General features: G+C 36.3%; 19 protein-coding genes. 14 read left to right on the forward strand and 5 right to left on the reverse strand.

All coding sequences use genetic code 11. The features are described 5' to 3' along the window. Positions 1–64: 64 nt before the first annotated feature. The 10 genes from COJ96_RS06275 to COJ96_RS06320 all read left to right on the forward strand — a co-directional run bounded on the left by COJ96_RS06275 (position 65) and on the right by COJ96_RS06320 (position 10,186). Entirely contained in the window at positions 65–1,006 is a 942-nt protein-coding gene (locus COJ96_RS06275; RefSeq protein ID WP_098572107.1) for a DNA-binding transcriptional repressor DeoR, read from the forward strand. Positions 1,007–1,140: 134 nt separating this feature from the next. Continuing rightward, the gene (gene deoC / locus COJ96_RS06280; RefSeq protein ID WP_098572108.1) at positions 1,141–1,815 is read left to right on the forward strand and encodes a deoxyribose-phosphate aldolase; all 675 of its coding nucleotides are present in this window, start codon (positions 1,141–1,143) and stop codon (positions 1,813–1,815) included. 24 nt (positions 1,816–1,839) lie between these two features. Continuing rightward, entirely contained in the window at positions 1,840–2,010 is a 171-nt protein-coding gene (locus COJ96_RS06285) for a XapX domain-containing protein (RefSeq protein ID WP_098572109.1), read from the forward strand. A gap of 25 nt (positions 2,011–2,035) precedes the next feature. Continuing rightward, positions 2,036–2,434, forward strand: coding sequence for a cytidine deaminase (locus COJ96_RS06290; RefSeq protein ID WP_098572202.1), 399 nt, complete (start codon positions 2,036–2,038; stop codon positions 2,432–2,434). Between the two features lie 115 nt (positions 2,435–2,549). Beyond that, on the forward strand, positions 2,550–3,062 hold the full coding sequence (locus COJ96_RS06295) for a DUF3189 family protein (protein ID WP_098572110.1): 513 nt from the start codon (positions 2,550–2,552) through the stop codon (positions 3,060–3,062). Positions 3,063–3,076: 14 nt separating this feature from the next. Then, entirely contained in the window at positions 3,077–3,880 is an 804-nt protein-coding gene (gene proC / locus COJ96_RS06300; RefSeq protein ID WP_098572111.1) for a pyrroline-5-carboxylate reductase, read from the forward strand. Positions 3,881–4,123: 243 nt separating this feature from the next. Next, positions 4,124–4,561: a response regulator gene (locus COJ96_RS06305; RefSeq protein WP_098572112.1), complete on the forward strand. Its 438-nt coding sequence runs from the start codon at positions 4,124–4,126 to the stop codon at positions 4,559–4,561. Then, positions 4,548–5,585, forward strand: coding sequence for a HEAT repeat domain-containing protein (locus COJ96_RS06310; protein WP_098572113.1), 1,038 nt, complete (start codon positions 4,548–4,550; stop codon positions 5,583–5,585). The genes COJ96_RS06305 and COJ96_RS06310 overlap by 14 nt, the downstream gene beginning before the upstream one ends. A 3-nt stretch (positions 5,586–5,588) precedes the next feature. Next, complete coding sequence (locus COJ96_RS06315; RefSeq protein WP_098572114.1) at positions 5,589–7,001, forward strand: glycosyltransferase family 2 protein; 1,413 nt, start codon at positions 5,589–5,591, stop codon at positions 6,999–7,001. Beyond that, positions 6,998–10,186 (forward strand): hypothetical protein, encoded by a 3,189-nt coding sequence (locus tag COJ96_RS06320; RefSeq protein WP_306460583.1) that lies wholly within the window; start codon positions 6,998–7,000, stop codon positions 10,184–10,186. Before COJ96_RS06315 ends, COJ96_RS06320 begins: the two co-directional genes overlap by 4 nt. Positions 10,187–10,282: 96 nt before the next feature. On the opposite strand, the gene COJ96_RS06325 is transcribed toward COJ96_RS06320, so the two are convergent. From COJ96_RS06325 to COJ96_RS06335, 3 genes are all read right to left on the reverse strand, one after another. Further along, entirely contained in the window at positions 10,283–10,870 is a 588-nt protein-coding gene (locus COJ96_RS06325; protein ID WP_098572115.1) for a YitT family protein, read from the reverse strand. Between the two features lie 107 nt (positions 10,871–10,977). After that, positions 10,978–11,985: an inorganic phosphate transporter gene (locus tag COJ96_RS06330; protein ID WP_098572116.1), complete on the reverse strand. Its 1,008-nt coding sequence runs from the start codon at positions 11,983–11,985 to the stop codon at positions 10,978–10,980. An 11-nt stretch (positions 11,986–11,996) separates the two neighbouring features. Continuing rightward, positions 11,997–12,614 carry a DUF47 domain-containing protein gene (locus tag COJ96_RS06335; RefSeq protein WP_026565940.1) on the reverse strand — a complete coding sequence of 206 codons (618 nt, stop codon included), beginning with the start codon at positions 12,612–12,614 and terminating at the stop codon, positions 11,997–11,999. A 391-nt stretch (positions 12,615–13,005) separates the two neighbouring features. Between COJ96_RS06335 and COJ96_RS06340 the strand changes: the two genes are divergently transcribed. Then, on the forward strand, positions 13,006–13,263 hold the full coding sequence (locus COJ96_RS06340) for a GlsB/YeaQ/YmgE family stress response membrane protein (protein ID WP_098572117.1): 258 nt from the start codon (positions 13,006–13,008) through the stop codon (positions 13,261–13,263). A 51-nt stretch (positions 13,264–13,314) separates the two neighbouring features. On the opposite strand, the gene COJ96_RS06345 is transcribed toward COJ96_RS06340, so the two are convergent. Then, positions 13,315–14,238: an RluA family pseudouridine synthase gene (locus COJ96_RS06345; RefSeq protein WP_098572118.1), complete on the reverse strand. Its 924-nt coding sequence runs from the start codon at positions 14,236–14,238 to the stop codon at positions 13,315–13,317. Between the two features lie 107 nt (positions 14,239–14,345). On the opposite strand from COJ96_RS06345, the gene COJ96_RS06350 reads away from it, so the two are divergent. Further along, positions 14,346–14,732 (forward strand): YhcU family protein, encoded by a 387-nt coding sequence (locus COJ96_RS06350; protein WP_098572119.1) that lies wholly within the window; start codon positions 14,346–14,348, stop codon positions 14,730–14,732. 193 nt (positions 14,733–14,925) lie between these two features. Beyond that, the gene (locus COJ96_RS06355) at positions 14,926–16,668 is read left to right on the forward strand and encodes a phospho-sugar mutase (RefSeq protein WP_098572120.1); all 1,743 of its coding nucleotides are present in this window, start codon (positions 14,926–14,928) and stop codon (positions 16,666–16,668) included. 149 nt (positions 16,669–16,817) lie between these two features. Here the strand turns inward: COJ96_RS06355 and COJ96_RS06360 are convergent, their stop codons facing one another. Next, the gene (locus tag COJ96_RS06360) at positions 16,818–17,072 is read right to left on the reverse strand and encodes a YhdB family protein (protein WP_026565946.1); all 255 of its coding nucleotides are present in this window, start codon (positions 17,070–17,072) and stop codon (positions 16,818–16,820) included. 137 nt (positions 17,073–17,209) lie between these two features. Here COJ96_RS06360 and COJ96_RS06365 point away from each other — a divergent pair, with 137 nt between their 5' ends. Next, positions 17,210–18,196 carry a M14 family metallopeptidase gene (locus COJ96_RS06365; protein ID WP_098572121.1) on the forward strand — a complete coding sequence of 329 codons (987 nt, stop codon included), beginning with the start codon at positions 17,210–17,212 and terminating at the stop codon, positions 18,194–18,196. The last annotated feature ends 49 nt before the right edge of the window (positions 18,197–18,245 follow it).

Here is an 18,245-nt window from a genome sequence, read left to right on the forward strand (position 1 = left end):
AAGTGATATTGTTTCATTTTTTTGTTACAATAAAAGTAAAATAATAAACAATAAGGTGATAATAGTGGATCGTGAAAAGTTAACTAAAGTTATTGAAGCAGCCAAGCTCTATTATCTGTTGGATTATAATCAAAACGAAATTGCTAAGAAACTAGGTGTTTCCCGTCCCACTGTGTCGCGTTTACTCCAACAGGCAAAAAGTGAGGGAATTGTCCAGATTAATATAATGGATCCGACGGAAGATGTTGAGAATCTTGCAGGACAACTTGAAAAAAAATTCAATCTGAAGAAGGCGGTTGTCGCTTCAATTCCACAATATGAAGACCATATTATAAAAAATTATCTAGGAGAAAAAGCCGCCATTTATCTAGATCAAATTGTTAAGGATGATGACATAATTGGTGTAACATGGGGAACCACCCTCTACCATATTGCCATTGAATTAAAACAGAAATTTGTTAAAGGGGTAAAAGTTGTCCAACTAAAGGGTGGTGTCAGCCACGCTGAAACAAATACGTATGCATCAGAGATTTTATATCTTTTTGGAAAGGCATTTCATACTACACCACACAATCTTCCTCTTCCAGCGATAGTGGACCATGTCGTTGTAAAACAGGCAATGGAGGCTGATCGTCATATCCGAAAAATCCTTGACCTAGGTAGTCAGGCGAATATTGCTCTATTTACCATCGGAACAATTAAAACAGATTCCTTACTATTTCAATTAGGCTATTTTACAGAGAGTGACCTAGAGTCCCTATATGGAAAAGCTGTGGGTGATATTTGCTCCCGTTTCTTTGATGAAAACGGGGAAGTTTGTAACGAGAGTCTAAATGAAAGAACACTTGGAGTAAATTTAGATGATCTAAAGAAAAAGGATTATTCCATTCTTGTAGCAGGAGGACCCAATAAAATTGAGGGAATATTTGGGGCATTAAAAGGCGGGTATGCAAACGTGCTTGTTACGGACCAGTTTACAGCACAATTCTTGCTAGATAAAAACTAAATATAAACAGAAGGAAAAAATTTTACGTTTGTTCATAAATGTATTTACAAATGTTCATATTGTTTGATATAGTTACATTGTGATAATTGACTTAAACATTTATATATAATTTCATGATAAGGGAGACGAAGAATATGACACAGAATGTAGTAGGAATGATTGACCATACATTATTAAAGGCTGATGCAACAAAAGAAGAAATTGTAAAGCTAGTGGAAGAGGCAAAGGAATATTTATTTGCGTCGGTGTGTGTGAATCCCACTTGGGTTCGAACAGCAGCTGATATGCTTGCTGAAACTCCTGAAGTGAAAGTATGTACCGTCATTGGTTTTCCTCTTGGAACAGCTACTCCTGAAACTAAAGCATTTGAAACAAAAAATGCGATTGAAAATGGAGCAGATGAAATCGATATGGTAATTAATATTGGTGCTTTAAAAGATAAGCAAGATGACTTGGTGGAAAGAGATATCCTTGCTGTTGTCGAGGCTGCTAAAGGGAAAGCATTGGTGAAGGTTATCATCGAAACTTGCCTGTTAACAAAAGAAGAAAAAATTAGAGCATGCGAAATTTCTGTAAAAGCTGGGGCAGACTATGTAAAAACATCTACAGGTTTTTCAACAGGCGGAGCCACTGTCGAGGATATTCGCTTGATGCGTCAAACCGTGGGTCCAGAAATTGGTGTGAAAGCTTCAGGTGGGGTTCGCAGCCGTGAAGATGCACTCGCAATGGTTGAAGCAGGAGCGACTAGAATTGGTGCAAGTTCTGGCGTATCAATTAGTAAAGGTGAGCTATCCTTAAGCAATTACTAAATAATCAATTGTGAGGTTAATTCGATGAGAGACGTAATAATGGCTTTAATTGCCGGTTTAATAGTTGGTATGTTGTTTAAATTTTTAAAGCTTCCAATACCTGCTCCCCCAGTATTCTCAGCAGTTGTCGGTGTTTTCGGGGTGTACTTTGGCGGTGTGCTTCTTGAGTGGATTACTAAATTAGTTCAGCAATAAAATTCCTTGGCGGAGTGTGAACATGATGGAAAAGAAAGACTTAATTGCAGAAGCAAATAAAGCTAGAGAGCATGCTTATGTACCCTACTCTAATTTCAAAGTGGGTGCCGCTTTATTATCAAAGGATGGCCAAGTATTTCATGGCTGCAATATTGAAAATGCTGCTTATAGTATGACTAACTGTGCAGAGCGAACTGCTTTGTTTAAGGCTTATTCTGAAGGGATTACACAATTTGCTTCACTCGTAGTTGTGGCGGATACTGAGGGTCCGGTTTCACCTTGTGGAGCTTGCCGTCAGGTTATTTCTGAACTTTGTGATGCAGAAATGGAAGTTGTGCTAACAAATTTAAAAGGTGATGTTCAAAAAATCCTTGTAAAAGATCTACTCCCTGGAGCTTTTTCCCCAAAGGATTTAAATAAATAAGTATTCGAGAAGTTTATCCAATGGAGATAAACTTCTTTTTTAGTGCGAAAATTACCTTGAATTGGAAACATTAAAATAGACCATAATATACATAGCAAAAATAAAGGATGATTCCATGATTTATATCTATAATGACTATGGCGGAACTCATACAACTTCCTTAGCAGCGGCCTACCATTTAAAACAATTACCACAATCTGAAAGAAAACTGACAAAAGAAGAGATTTTAAATGTGAAATATTTCAATAAATTAACAAAAGCAGATTTTGGTAAGATCATTTTCCATGGAATGGATGAAGATGGAAACTCTGTTTATACGATTGGACGCAAAAGAAACAAATATGTGGTCCCTGCATTAAAAGAGATGAGTTTATTGCTGCAAGAAAAATTTGAATTTGATGAAAAAATTGTCTTCTCCAATACTTCACCAACTGTTCCTTTTGCCATGACTATGGGCGGAATGTTCTCAAGGGGGTTAAAAATTGATTTTATTGGAGTACCGTTATTAGTTATAGGTGCTAAACAATGTTGTGATAATATATACAGGTTGGTGGAAAATACAAAAGAAATAGGGAAAACAACTTTTGCAGAAAACATCATTGTATTGGAGAATGAGATGTATAAATAGGTGAGGAGATTCAAGTGAAAAAGAAAATAGGTTTTATTGGGGCAGGAAAAATGGCGCAGGCCATGATCGAAGGAATGGTTAAATCTTTAACGATTCCAAAAGAGAAAATTTTGGTAAGTGCTAACACTGAAGATACAACAAAAGTAATCAAACAAAAGTTTGATATATGCACAACATTAAATAATGGAGATGTTGCAAGGTTTGCTGACATCCTTATTATTGCGGTGAAACCAGGTCTATATGCAACTATCATCGAGGAAATCAAAAACGATATAAAACAAAATGTAATCATTGTAACGATTGCTGCTGGTATTACCTTAATGGATATTGAGAAGTCATTTGGTTTTCAGATAAAGACGATTAGAACAATGCCTAATACTCCATCTTTAGTTGGGGAGGGCATGAGTGTAATCTGTGCGAATGATTACCTTACTGAAAATGAAATTATTGAGGTAGAGCACTTGTTCCAGACCTTTGGAAAGACCGAAAGGCTAGAAGAGAAGCTTATGGATGCCGTTCCAGCTATCAGCGGTTCCTCCCCGGCATATGTGTATATGCTTATTGAAGCTATGGCAGATGGTGGAGTAAGGCAAGGAATACCAAGGAATAAAGCATATCGACTAGCTGCTCAAGCTGTTCTTGGGGCTGCAAAAATGGTCCTTGAAACCGGAAAACATCCTGGTGAACTCAAAGATAATGTGTGTACACCAGGAGGGGCAACAATAGAAGCAGTTGTTACCTTAGAGGAAAAGCAATTTCGGGGATCAATCATGACAGCAATGGACAATTGTACAAATAAAGTTAAAAACCTATTATAAATAGGGAGCTTAGGATCCAATTTTTGGGTCCTTTTTTGTGTTTAGATTTCAAGGAAATTCGACAAATTTTATTGTTTTTCGACTTTTTCTGTGTTTTTCGCGTGACACATGGAATTATTAATTATAAACTTTAAATACTTAAAATCTGTTGAAAATATGGGAATAGTAATTGTATGAATCAAAAACAGGAAAGGGCTGTTTTCATACATACTTAAAGGCTCGTCAGTCAGGAAGTAGGTAGTTATGGATTTAAATAATATAGATAAAAAAGAAACCTTGTTCGTTTCGGTCATTGATGACGATGCGATTATTCGAACCATGTTAATAAGGATACTTAAGGGAATGGCTTTTTATCATTTTGAATTAGACATTGAAACATTTGAAAATGGACAACAATTCTTTGAATCAAAACGTTTAGAAGAAAAGGGCATACATTTTTTAATACTTGACGGTATTATGCCTGTTATGGATGGTATCGAAATCTTGCAGAAAGTAAAAAAAATAGATGGTGGAAGAAATATCTATGTCCTTATGTTGACTGGGAGAAAAAGGGAAACGGACATTGAAAGGGCATTAATGCTAGGAGCGGATGATTATATCACGAAACCTTTTAGTATTAAAGAACTTCAAGCTAGGATTGAAAGGTTAATCAAGAGGATGAAATTGCATGATGAAGAATGAGTTATTTTTCTTAACAATTCTAACGATAACCATTCTAGGGTTGTTATTGGTTTTATTAATATACTTAACGATAAGAAAAGCACTAGAAATTAAAAAACGGAAGGCAATTGAACAATATATAGAAAATAATAATACGAAACTTTTTACAATGCTTATAGAAGGCGGATACTCTAGGGGGCTGAATCCGAAATCAGTTCTTGAACAGAAAGCCATCGAGGAACTTTTAAGCAGGTACAGCAAAATTTTAGAGGGTGAGGAGGAAAAGTCACGATTAACAGAACTTGCATCAATGTATCTATTAGAGAGGTATCGCAAGCAACTGAATAGTAAAAGGTGGAGTAAACGTATGAATACTCTCTATCATATTGAAGATTTCAAATTAACTCTCCTGAACGATGAAATCTACATGCTAACAAAGAAAAAAAAGCTCTCCCACGCAGAACTTATTCATTCATTAAGAATCCTTGCATTATTTCAACATGAATCTTTATTTGACCTGTTAATAACCCGTTACCAGAATTTCTCTGAATTTGAATACCGTACGATATTAGTCCACCTCGAGCAGAAGCAATTTGAAAAGTTTATTCTTCATTTTCATAAGAGCAGTCAGCCGTTACAAAAAGCCATCTTAGAGGTAATTTCAATAAAAAAGGAATTAAATTATCTTCCTTTCCTTGAGAATATCTTTTCAGTCTATAAAGGTGAAATCAGGCTCCGAGCCTTAAAGGCATTATCGAATGTGGGCAATGTGAAAAATACAGACCCCTACTTAGAACTACTCTATTCTAGTAAATGGGAAGAAAGAATGATTGCTGCCAAACTTATTGGTTCATTAAAAGAAGTAAGAGGGATATCAAGATTAATCGAGCTTTTGCATGACCAAATGTGGTGGGTTCGGTCCCAGGCCGGAGAGGCTATCTGCCAATTTCCAAATGGTCACCAGATCTTACAGGAAGTGTTAGAAACTTCGAAGGATGTATTTGCTAAGGATATGGCATGGGAATGGCTTCATAAAGGGGTATAGAAAATGGCAATTTTAGAGTGGGGAAATGTTGTAACGCTTTTTGCTTGGTTTATCGCTGTATATATGGTTATTGTCATTTCATTTTACTCTGTTATCTTGATGATCTCTTTTTTTCAGTTGCGGAAGGAATATCAACTTGACAGAGTTCAGGCATATGAGGATTATGCGGATGAATTTTATACCAAACCTGTTTCAATTATTGTTCCTGCTTACAATGAAGAAGCAGGTATTATTCAAAGTGTGCGTTCTTTATTAAGTGTAGATTATCCAACATATGAAGTGATTGTAGTGAACGATGGATCAACCGACCAAACACTTGCAAAAGTAATCGAGCACTATGATATGAAGGAAATAAAAAAAGTAGTAAGAAGGCAAGTGGATACAAAACCAATAGGCAGGATTTATCAATCAGCTATTTTATCGAATTTGTTTCTTATTGATAAGGAGAATGGGGGAAAGGCGGATGCCCTTAATGTGGGTCTTAACTTTTCCCATTACCCTTATTTTTGTTCGTTAGATGGCGATTCTGTTCTTGAACAGGATGCATTTTTAAAGGTGATGAAACCAATAATTGATTCAAATGAAGAAGTGATTGCCTCGGGTGGAAGTGTTCGAATTGCGAACGGATGCCAAATCAAAAATGGTCATATCCAAAAAATCGGTTTATCGAATAAACCTTTAGTTGTTATGCAAATCATCGAATATTTACGTGCCTTTTTAATGGGAAGAATTGGCTTGAGCCGGCACAATCTTCTATTAATTATCTCAGGAGCATTTGGAGTTTTTTCAAAGCAATGGGTGATTGCAGCGGGAGGTTATAAAACAGATACCGTCGGGGAAGATATGGAATTAGTTGTTAGAATCCATCGACTCTTAAGGGAAAAAAAAATAAAGAAAAAGATTGTCTATGTTCCAGATCCTGTATGTTGGACAGAGGTTCCTGAGGATGTGACCTTCCTTCGCAGGCAGAGGAGACGGTGGCATAGGGGACTGCTGGAAAGCTTATGGACACATAGGAAGATCACATTTAACCCTAAATACGGTTCAATTGGTTTGATTTCTTTCCCTTACTTTTGGATTGTCGAATTTTTCGGGCCAGTCATTGAGTGTTTAGGATACCTGTTTATGATCCTTTGTTTATTACTTGGGGGGATCTATATAGAATTTGCCATTTTGTTATTTCTTCTCTCCTGTATATATGGTTCTATTTTTTCAATGACATCGGTTCTCTTGGAAGAATGGAGTCTAACAAGGTATCCAAAAGTATCAGATATCATGAAGTTATTTTTATATTCCTTAACAGAAACCATTTGGTACAGGCCGTTAACGGTGTTTTGGAGATGTGAGGGAATTTGGCAGATGATAATCGGTGATCGAAGTTGGGGAGAAATGAAAAGAAAAGGTGTTTCCGAATGAAAAAGCCAATTAATTTAATCATGTATACCGTTCTTTTTTTAATTATTATCACCTGCCCCTTTTGGCTATGGCAAATTCAACCTGTGAAACATTTAAATGTGTTGATTGTTGATAAAACGGTTCCGAATCCTTCATATCGGGAACATAAAGGTTTGGTTTGGATATTAAATAATGCAAAATATTTTAAGGATGGAAAAAAACCTTATTCATTTACGGAGGATTATAAAGGATTTGAACCAAAGGAAGGAAAGAAATATTCGATCACTTCATTACCCAAGGATTTAAAACAATACGATGTGATTTATTTAACGGATCAATATGGAGTATATAAAGAGGAGTTTTACGGACAAAATCCATCAGGAAGACACTCTACAAAAATTTATGGTGGACTTGAAACAGATGAAGTTAATCAAATAAAAAAAGAACTTATTCAATCGAAAGGGAAAACATTAATAGCAGAATTTAATACGTTTGCAAGTCCTACATCAGAATCGTCGAAGGCTAAGATCTCGAATTTGCTTAATGTAGAATGGTCAGGCTGGATCGGTCGCTATTTTTCCAACCTTAATAGTACAGAGGTACCAGGATGGGTAAGAGAGAATTATGAGAAGCAAAATAAAAAGTGGTCATTTACTGGAAAAGGATTTGTATTTGTCAGTAAAAACAATTATATCGTTATAATTGGAGAAAAAGATGTTAAAAACAATGGTATTCTGTTTGAATTGACTAGAAACGGAAAAAAACATTTTACACAAAGGTTAGAAGGAGAGTACAGTTATTGGTTCGATATTATTGATGCCAGAGATGATAAGGAAATATTGGCTGACTATAAGCTGCCAATCACTAAGGAAGCAAAAGAAACATTGAAGGGATATGGGATTCCAACTTCTTTCCCAGCCGTGATTTATCATCAAAATGCTAGGTATTCCTCCTATTACTTTTCAGGGGATTTTGCAGATGAAACTGATGTTCCAGGAATTTATCAAACCAAAGGTTTGGATGCTTGGAAGAAGAATGTTGGTTCGAATGGTTCTTTCTATTGGGGGACTTATGTACCAATGATGAAGGATATTTTAAAGTATGGATTACACCAGGTAACTCAACAGGAAAAAGTAGACATTGTCGAACTGAATGGTATTAAATCAAACAGCAAAACTGGGAAATCTTATCTTCAGATTCAGAAGGATGGGAAATGGGAAGACCTTTTGATAAAGGGTGTAAACATGGGGATAGGAAAACCTGGTTATTTTCCTGGGGAGACGGCGATTACCAAAGATGAATACCTTCGATGGTTTAAAGAAATTGGTGAAATGAACGCAAATGCGATAAGAATTTACACACTCCACCCACCACAATTTTATGAAGCCTTTCATGAATATAACAAAATCGCAAAAAAGCCATTATTCTTATTCCATGGGACATGGATTAATGAAGAGAATCTGATTCACACACAAGATGCCTTTGCCAAAGTAAATCTAGACGACGCGAAGCTGGAAATAAAAAATATGATAGATATAATCCATGGAAAAGCAAACATTCCAGACCGGCCTGGCCATGCGTCAGGTGAATATAAGTACGATATTTCGAAGTACATTCTGGGAATCATTGTTGGCACGGAATGGGATCCAGCCATGGTCACCAACACAAATGATAAGCATTCAAAAATTAGTCAATTTACAGGGAAATACTTTAAAACAGAAGGGGCTAATCCGTTTGAAATTTGGCTCGCTGGTTTAATGGATTATGCTGCTGATTATGAGGTGAAACACTACCAGTGGCAGCATTCAATGAGTTTTACGAACTGGGTTACAACAGATTTGTTGAAGCATCCCACTGAACCACTGGAGAATGAAGATATGGTTTCTGTGAATCCAAATCATATTAAGGCAACAAAACAGTTTTCTGCAGGAATATTTGCCTCCTATCATATCTATCCATATTATCCTGATTTTCTTAACTATGAAAAGTCATACCTTAATTATGTAGATGAAACGGGGAAGAAAAACAATTATGCTGGCTATTTAAATGAGCTGCGTGCTGTCCATCAAATGCCAGTGCTTGTTGCAGAATTTGGTGTTCCGTCTTCAAGAGGGTTAACACATAAAAATGCATATGGAATGAACCAAGGATTTCATTCAGAAGAAGAACAAGGAAATATAAATAAACATTTATATGAATCGATTGTATCAGAAGGCTATATGGGGGGGCTTGTCTTCTCTTGGCAGGATGAATGGTTTAAGCGAACATGGAATACCATGGATTTTGATAATCCCGACCGGAGGCCATTTTGGAATAACGTGCAAACAAATGAACAGCACTTTGGCTTATTAGAATTTGAACCTGGGAAAAAAGAAAAAGAAATCATTGTGGATGGAAATGCTAAGGATTGGGAATTATCGGGAGTCAAGAAGAGTTATCCTAGCAAAGATAAAAAGGACACTTTAAATGAAGTTCGGTTGACCTCTGACAATGGATATTTATATTTCCTGTTAAAATATAATCGACCAGTTGATTTTCGCAGACAAGGAACCTTCCTTCTGCTTGACTCTATTAAGCAACAGGGCCAAACCCAAATTCCATTAAACGATCATATATCAATCAAAACAGACTTTGGAGTTGATTTTTTAGTAAGTCTTACAGGACATGAGACTTCAAGTATCATGGTCGATAGTTACTATGATGCCTTTTATTATCAGTACGCCCATCTTCTGAAGATGATTGCTGAGGAACCGTATGCCAATCAAAAGAATAATGGTGTATTTCATCCCATCAGGCTTGCTCTTAATAAGGAATTAACAATTCCAACTACCAAAGAGGTAATTCCATTTGCGAGTTACGAGACAGGAAAACTAAAGTTTGGGAACGCCAATCCAAATAGTAAAGAATTCGACTCATTAACAGATGTTAGCATTAGTGATGATAGAAAAGGGATCGAAGGAAGGATTCCATGGCAGCTCTTGAATGTGAAAGACCCTAGTTTAAAGGAAGTAATGGGTGATGTCTGGGAAAGTGGTTTATCTGGCAGTGATGAAACAAGTGGAATTCGACTCGCATTAGTAACAACAGAACTAGGGAAGGTCACTCAAACATTACCTCAAACAAATAAGAATCGGATTCACGAGTCAGATGCATATATATATATAGCTGGAAGAAGTGGGAAGAACCATCATTTAATGAACGGTTGAAGAGATCCTATGGAATTATGAAAGAAACGTATCGAACAATGGACATATTGGGAAAGTAGTATTATGGGAAGGACAAGCTCTGTCCTTCCTTTTGTTTTAATAATAAGGAAAATGTTGATTATTGTTACCTCTTACTGTTAACGCCGTCATAACGCCGACGCATATGATAGTGAGTAGAGAATAAAAGAACTTCTCCAATCCGACAACCTGAATACCGCTTGTGATGACTAGACCATCTATTAAGAAGATGATGATCCCAATATTAACAGAAGTAAATTTAGTTAATAATTGGGCAAGCAAATCTGTCCCGCCTGTACTGGTTTCATAGCGAAGCATTAGACCTATTCCAATTCCGACAAGCAATCCGCCAATAATTGTACTTGGTAATATCCCTATTTCAATTTTACCATTAATAAAGGATAGAAAATCAATACAAAAGGAAGAGATGATAAGTCCATGGAGGCTGTAGTAGAAATAGCGCCTCTCAAAGAACCAGGCCAACACATATAAAGGCAGACTTAATACAATAATACTTAGTCCAGCCGGCCATCCGTAAAAATAATGAATGATTAGTCCTAACCCGATGACTCCTCCATCAAGTAAATGATAGGGAACTAAAAATCCATTTACTCCAAGGCTTAAGAGCAAACTCCCGAGCAGCATTGCTGCTAGTTTTTCTTTCATCAACCATCACCCCAAAACTTGTCCTCTATCATAAAAATATGAGCGTTCGGTACTTTTAGAAGTGATATAGCAAAAAAGAAACCAGAAAAATATTTCTGGTTTCTTTTTTAAAAGAAGATATTAAGGATGAAGTAGATAATACCTGCTAATAGCATTGTGATTGGAAGTGTAATTACCCATGTAATTAACATTCGTTGGGCAGTACCCCACTTAACTCCTTTTAGGCGATGAGAAGCACCTACCCCTAAGATTCCTGATGAGATAACATGAGTTGTACTGACAGGTAAATGAATATAAGTAGCACCGAAGATTATTGCTGCACCGGTTAAATCGGCTGCAACACCATTGATTGGTCGAATCTTCATAATTTTACCACCAACAGTTTTGATAATCTTCCATCCACCAATCGAGGTACCTAGTCCCATTGCAATCGCACAAGAGAGTTGTACCCAAAAAGGAACTTCATCTGTATGAAGATAACCGTTAGCTAACAGAGCCATGGTGATAATCCCCATTGATTTTTGTGCATCGTTTGTTCCGTGTGAATAAGATTGCAAAGCGGCAGTAGCAATTTGAATTATACGAAAAGATCGATTCGTTTTAGTTAAGTTAAAGTTCTTAAAAACAACTTTAAAAATGCTGTAAACAATGTATCCGACTGTAAAAGCTAAAATAGGTGATAGAATTAACGCCTCAAGAATTTTAAGAAATCCTTCAGCCTTTATTACATCAAAACCTTTCGCCGCAATGGCCGCACCCGCAATAGAACCGATAATTGCATGAGAGGAACTACTTGGAATACCGTAATACCATGTGAGTAAGTTCCAAAAAATCGCTGCTAACAGTGCCGCAAAAATAACAATTGAGCCGGTATGACCGCCAGTAAGCGAAAATGGATCAACAATGTCTTTAGAAATAGTTTTTGCTACACCAGTAAATGTCAATGCACCAATAAAATTCATTACCGCTGCCAACAAGATTGCTTGGCGTGGTTTAAGAGCTTTGGTGGATACAGAGGTTGCGATTGCATTTGCGGTATCATGGAATCCATTAATAAAGTCAAATGCAAGGGCACCAATTACAATTAAAATCGTTAAAATTAATACAACGCTCATATGTTTGCTCCTTAAGCATTTTTCATGATAATGGTTTCAAGTGTATTGGCAACTGTTTGACAATAGTCGGCAATATCTTCAAGGTTTTCGTAAATTTCTTTGTATTGGATAATCCGAATCGGGTCTTTTTCAACTGTAAATAAATTTTTAATTGATTGTCGTAAGATATTATCACAGTTGGATTCAAAATCTTTAATCTTAATAGCATGTTCTCTTATTTGTTGCAGCTTTTTATTTGAAAGAAGTTCAACAGCTTTGTCAATTTCATGGACACTTCCTTGAATAGCATCCACAAATTTCTTCATAAAGTCATCCGCATTTGTAATAGAGTACATTTCAAATAATGCTGCACATCCTTCAAGTCCGTCGAGTACATCATCCATACTCATCGCCAAATGAAGAATATCTTCACGTTCGATTGGAGTGATGAAGGCATCATTTAATTCTTTGATTACCTCATGAACGTATGTATCACCTTTTGTTTCGAGTTCTTTCATTTTCTCAGAGAAAATTTTCAAATCACTCACATTTTTTAATTTGTATTCAGTAAAGAAATTTGCGCTTTCCTTTAAGTTTGCAGAAATATTACTAAGTAATGCTGAGAATTTATCGACTTTTTTAAATGCCATGTGAATACCCCCATTTTCAATTAAACAATTGTTAAATACCGACCTCAGTAATTTTATATGAAAAATGTCGAAAAAAGAAACAAATTCTTTATAAATTTACAAAAACTTAACATTAGAATCTTTTGAATCGTTCATTTTATTGGAACAAATTCTATGTATGTTTACAAAATCTTTACATTATATGTTTTTAAATAGTTCTTTTAAAAATATAGACATTTTTACTTTTGCCTACATTTATGTATTTATGTACTTAGTTATCCGAGTTAAGATTTTTTCTTTTTTGAGTATAAAAAAGAAATTAGGGTACTTTATTAATACAGGTAGCAAGAAAATAAATTACTTTTCCAACTGCCTGAGACAAATAATTGGTTACTAAAAAGGAGTGTACTGAATGAGTTTCATTTGGGCATTAATTATTGGTGGGATTATTGGATGGTTAGCCGGTCTTATCGTTGGAAGAGATATTCCGGGTGGCATTATTGGTAATATCATTGCAGGTTTTGTTGGGGCATGGCTTGGAACTGCGGTTTTAGGTGATTGGGGGCCGCATGTCGCTGATTTTGCAATAATTCCTGCAATTATTGGGTCAGCTGTTTTGGTCTTGCTAGTAAGTTTCATTCTGCGAGCCTTTAGAAGAACCGATAGATAATATCTCTTTACTTGAGAAGGCCTCCGAAATGCTCGGAGGCTTTTTTGTGCTTTATAATGAAAGGATATCAATATTCTTAAAAATTACAGGTCGATCCACAAATGGAGCATGACATACAATCTTTTCCTGAGTAAATGGATGAATGAATTCAATCTTTGCGGCATGCAGTGCTTGTCTATTCACAATTGGTTTTCCGCCATACAACGTATCTCCAACTAATGGATGCCCTAAGTAACTTAAATGAACCCTGATTTGATGTGTTCTCCCAGTATCGAGCCAACATTTTATATATGAAAGTTGTTTCTCTTTGTCCACTTTTACTACCGTGTAATGGGTAAGGGCAGATTGACCCGTTGGAGAAATTCTCCTTTTAGTTGCATGATGGCGATCCCGTCCAATCGGTTCGTTAATAGAGCCTCTTTTTTGTTTAACTATCCCATGAACTAACGCAATGTAGGTTCTTTTAATATTTCTCTTAAAAAGCATCTGGTCCAGTATAGCCCCTGCTAGTGAATGTTTAGCAAGGAGAATGGCACCTGATGTATCTCGATCTAATCGGTGAACTTGACGGATGTTCCGATTTTCTCCTTTGGCTTGAAGATAAAATTGTACTGCATTAACCAGTGTATCTTGATCGGTTAGTGGGTTATTCGGATGGCTATTCATGAATGGTGGTTTGTTAATAACCAAAACATGTTCGTCCTCAAAAAGTATGTCTATATCTATAAATTTGGGCAAAATTTCTATACTTTCGTCCTCAAATAGTTTTAATTGCAATTTGGAACCCTTGATAAGAGGCGTAGTCCAGTTCGCGCGTTCTTCATTAATTTTCACCTTATCCTCCATTCTAAAGGTGTGGGTTAATTTTTTAGGGGCTTCCCAGACATTCCGAAAAATTTCCTCTATGGTTTTTCCATTCCATTCTAACGGGACCACTATTTGAAACCATTCTCCCATTCGCATTGTGTTTAGCATTTAATTCTCCTTAAGGTTATAATTACCACGGTCAATACTGACTTAGTTATGTTATTCTTATCATATACAATACGTCAGAAATAAGCGATGGCAAAGGTGGGTTTTAAGTGAAAATTGTATTTGCCTCGACGCCAAGTCAAGAAAAAGAAATTAACGGACTGGTGAGGTACATTTATTCGAATATATTTCCGCTCTACTTTACTGATGAGGAGATTTGTCGTTTTGAGCGATTAAAAGTTCTTCATACATCTGAAGAGTTTAATACATTAAAAGATGCCTTTCAGGTAATGACATGTATTCAAACATTAATCTCCATTCTAGAGTCCTCTCAACCTGATGAGCAGTATGCAACATTATTTAATAAGAATGTGGAGACATTAACGGAGTTTGGTTTACTGTTTCCATTCAAATATGAACATTTCGAAGAAGCAAAAAGTATAAGAATTCCCATGTTAAGTATCTATTCTAAAGCTGATAATGAGTTACTAATATAAGTTAAATAAAAGTCTGCACATGCAGGCTTTTATTTTTTTCTACTAAAAATTGTAGGATATGAGGTAATATAGAAAAAGAACTGAATAAATTTACTTCTGCGAAAATTGTCGTTTAATTTGATAAGATTTTTAAAGGAGTAACAGTGTTGAAATTAGAAACAATAACAGTAGACAAAATTTGGAGGGAATCGACATGAATTGGAAACAGACAGCAAAGAGTTGGATGGAATTTGACGGATTGGATAATGAATTGCAGAATCAATTAAATGAATTAATGAAGGATGAGAGGCAGTTAGAGGAAGCCTTTTATAAAAATTTAGAATTTGGTACTGGTGGTATGCGTGGAGAAATTGGGGTTGGTACCAACCGAATGAACCTTTATACTGTCCGCAAAGCATCAGCTGGCCTAGCAGCATACATAGAAAACCATGGAATGGAAGCAAAACAGCGCGGAGTAGTCATTGCTTATGATTCACGCCATAAATCTCCAGAATTTGCGCTGGAGGCTGCAAGAACTTTGGCCACAAAGGGTATTCAAACCTATGTCTTTGATGAATTAAGACCCACTCCTGAATTATCATTTGCTCTAAGATATTTAAATGCTTATTCAGGCATTGTGGTTACTGCAAGCCATAACCCACCTGAATATAACGGCTATAAAGTATATGGATCGGATGGTGGCCAACTGCCACTAGAAGCTGCAGATGAGGTAATTGCAAAGGTAAATGAGGTTGAAAATGAATTACTCATTGAGGTTGATAGCGAAGAAAAATTAAGAGCAGAAGGATTAATTAAAACGATTGGTTCGGAAATTGACCAAGCTTATACGGAGAAACTATTAACGATATCTGAGAATCCAACTCTTGCTCAGGAAACAGATATCAAAATCGTCTTTACGCCACTCCATGGAACCGCTAATAAGCCTGTCCGTGCTGCACTATCAGCATTGGGATATGAGAATGTAACGATCGTCAAAGAACAAGAACTTCCGGATCCAGAATTCTCAACGGTAAAAAGTCCTAACCCTGAAGAACATGCTGCTTTCGAATTAGCGATTCGTGATGGGAAAAGAATCGGTGCAGATCTTTTAATTGGAACAGACCCTGATGCAGATCGTTTAGGGATTGCTGTATTAAATCCTGAGGGAGAATATGTCGTTCTCACTGGTAACCAAACCGGTGCTTTGTTACTGGATTACATTATTACCCAGAAAAAGGAAAAAGGGACACTGCCAAAAAATGGGGTAGTGTTAAAAACAATCGTTACATCTGAAATTGGCCGGAAGATTGCTGAGGCTAATCAATTAGAAACAGTTGATGTGTTAACAGGTTTTAAATTTATCGCTGAAAAAATCAATCAATATGAGGCAGCTGGCGATCGTAAATTTTTATTTGGATATGAAGAGTCTTACGGATATTTAATTGGTGATTTTGCTCGCGATAAAGATGCGGTACAGGCTGCTCTCTTAGCAACGGAAGTTTGTGCTTTTTATAAGAAACAAGGCATGTCCCTCTATGAAGGATTGATGCAGGTATTTGAAAAGTATGGATATTACCAAGAAGGCTTACGCTCCCTAACCTTAAAAGGCAAGGAAGGCGCAGAGACAATTCAACAGTTATTGGCTTCTTTCCGTGCAGAGCCGATTACCAGCCTTGGAACATTAGCTGCAGCCACTGCGGAGGATTATTTAACAAGTACTCGTGTAACGAACAAAGGGAAAGAATCAATTGATTTACCTAAATCGAATGTTTTAAAGTATACATTTGAGGATGGTTCATGGGTTTGTTTACGTCCATCTGGTACAGAACCAAAGGTGAAGTTCTATTTTGGTGTCAATAGTAACAGCTTAGAAGAAAGCAAAGCAAAGCTAAAAACCATTGAAAATGATTTTATGGCGTTAGTTAACAATAAAATGAAAATGGTTCAGGAAATTTAATTAACAACAATATCCGATTGTGTAACTAAAATCTTAAGACTGTTTTAAAACACGGCTTCCCACTTGGGGAAGCCGTGTTTTTTGGTGGTGGAATTCTTTGGTCCGGTTAGTAAAAAGTTTCTCAATTTCATTTGCATTCACTTGCTAAATTAGGAAAGACTATACATCGGTATCTCATTAGGGTCCGCTTCTACGGTTTCATTCGCATGGTCAATGTAGCGCAGCAGGTTATACAGTTTAGTTTCAATGACGGTGTAATCACGTTCAAAATTGTAAGCGTGCAGGAATTGTTCAATTCGTTTTGATAAGAATTGGTCTTTTGTTCGTACCATTAAAATCAGTAAATTATCCCACTCAGAACGATGGGTATAATACAGCGCTCGATCATAATCCATTTTATTCATTTATTTTTATCTCCTCCTTATTAGGAGTTGAGATTATTGTGTGATATTTTGACGATAACTTTCACAGAAAATGTTGGACATTCAGTATTTACGCTGTTTTCAACATTTACCTGCATAATTTAACAAATGGAGGTCATATGGCTAAAATCATAATCTGTATCATCGTCTTTTTTACCATTCAACAGGAAAATGTGACAAGTGCAAAAATTGTTAATGGCAATAATCGTTATAGTTTCGGAAGATTGGAAGATGACCTTTCAAAACTAACCAAAAAATATAAAAAAAAAATAAAAGTCCAATCAATCGGTACATCCCACTTTGGCCGTGATATTTGGGCAATCAAGCTAGGTACAGGAAAGAAGAATGTGGTCTTAATTGGTTCGCATCATGGCAGAGAATGGATGACTAGCCTATTGCTTATGAAAATGCTTGAATCATATGCATCGACATATAACGAGAGAACCTTTTTTGGCTTCAAGTCCAATCAAATTTTGAATGATGTTTCCATCTGGTTTGTACCTATGTTAAATCCTGATGGTGTTACCATCCAACAGAATGATATGAAAGGTTTTTCATCTAAACATCAGGAGCTTTTGGTCAAGATGAATGATGGCTCAAGAGATTTTCAGCGATGGAAGTCAAATGGCATGGGAATTGACTTGAACAGGCAATATCCGGCAGGATGGGAAAGTCTCAAACCAGAACCAGCATCGCCGTGGTATAAATTCTATAAAGGGAAAGAACCACTGGAATCAAAAGAAGTAAAATCTCTTACAAATTTTATTAAGGAAATCAACCCTACGATTGCCATTGCATATCACACGGCAGGAAGAGAAATTTATTGGAATTATAAAAATGGCGAAAATTTAAAACGGGATGAACGGATTGCCAAAAAAATATCGAAGGTAACCGGGTATAAATTAGCAGTGCCGGATCAAAATGCAACGGGTGGCGGGTTCACAGATTGGTTTATCACTACTTATCATAGGCCGGCGATGACAATCGAAATAAGTTACCTAGTTGGTGAAACCAATCCACCCTTATCAATTTTTCAAAAGGAATGGAAACGAAATCAATATGTAGGATTAAAAATTGCAAAAGAGGCTAAAAAAATATCAAATTAAAGCCATACTTGCCCATTGTTTTTTCTATCTTGTTTCATCATTCTCCTTA

Source organism: Bacillus sp. AFS073361 (assembly GCF_002567005.1).
Taxonomy (GTDB): domain Bacteria; phylum Bacillota; class Bacilli; order Bacillales; family Cytobacillaceae; genus Neobacillus.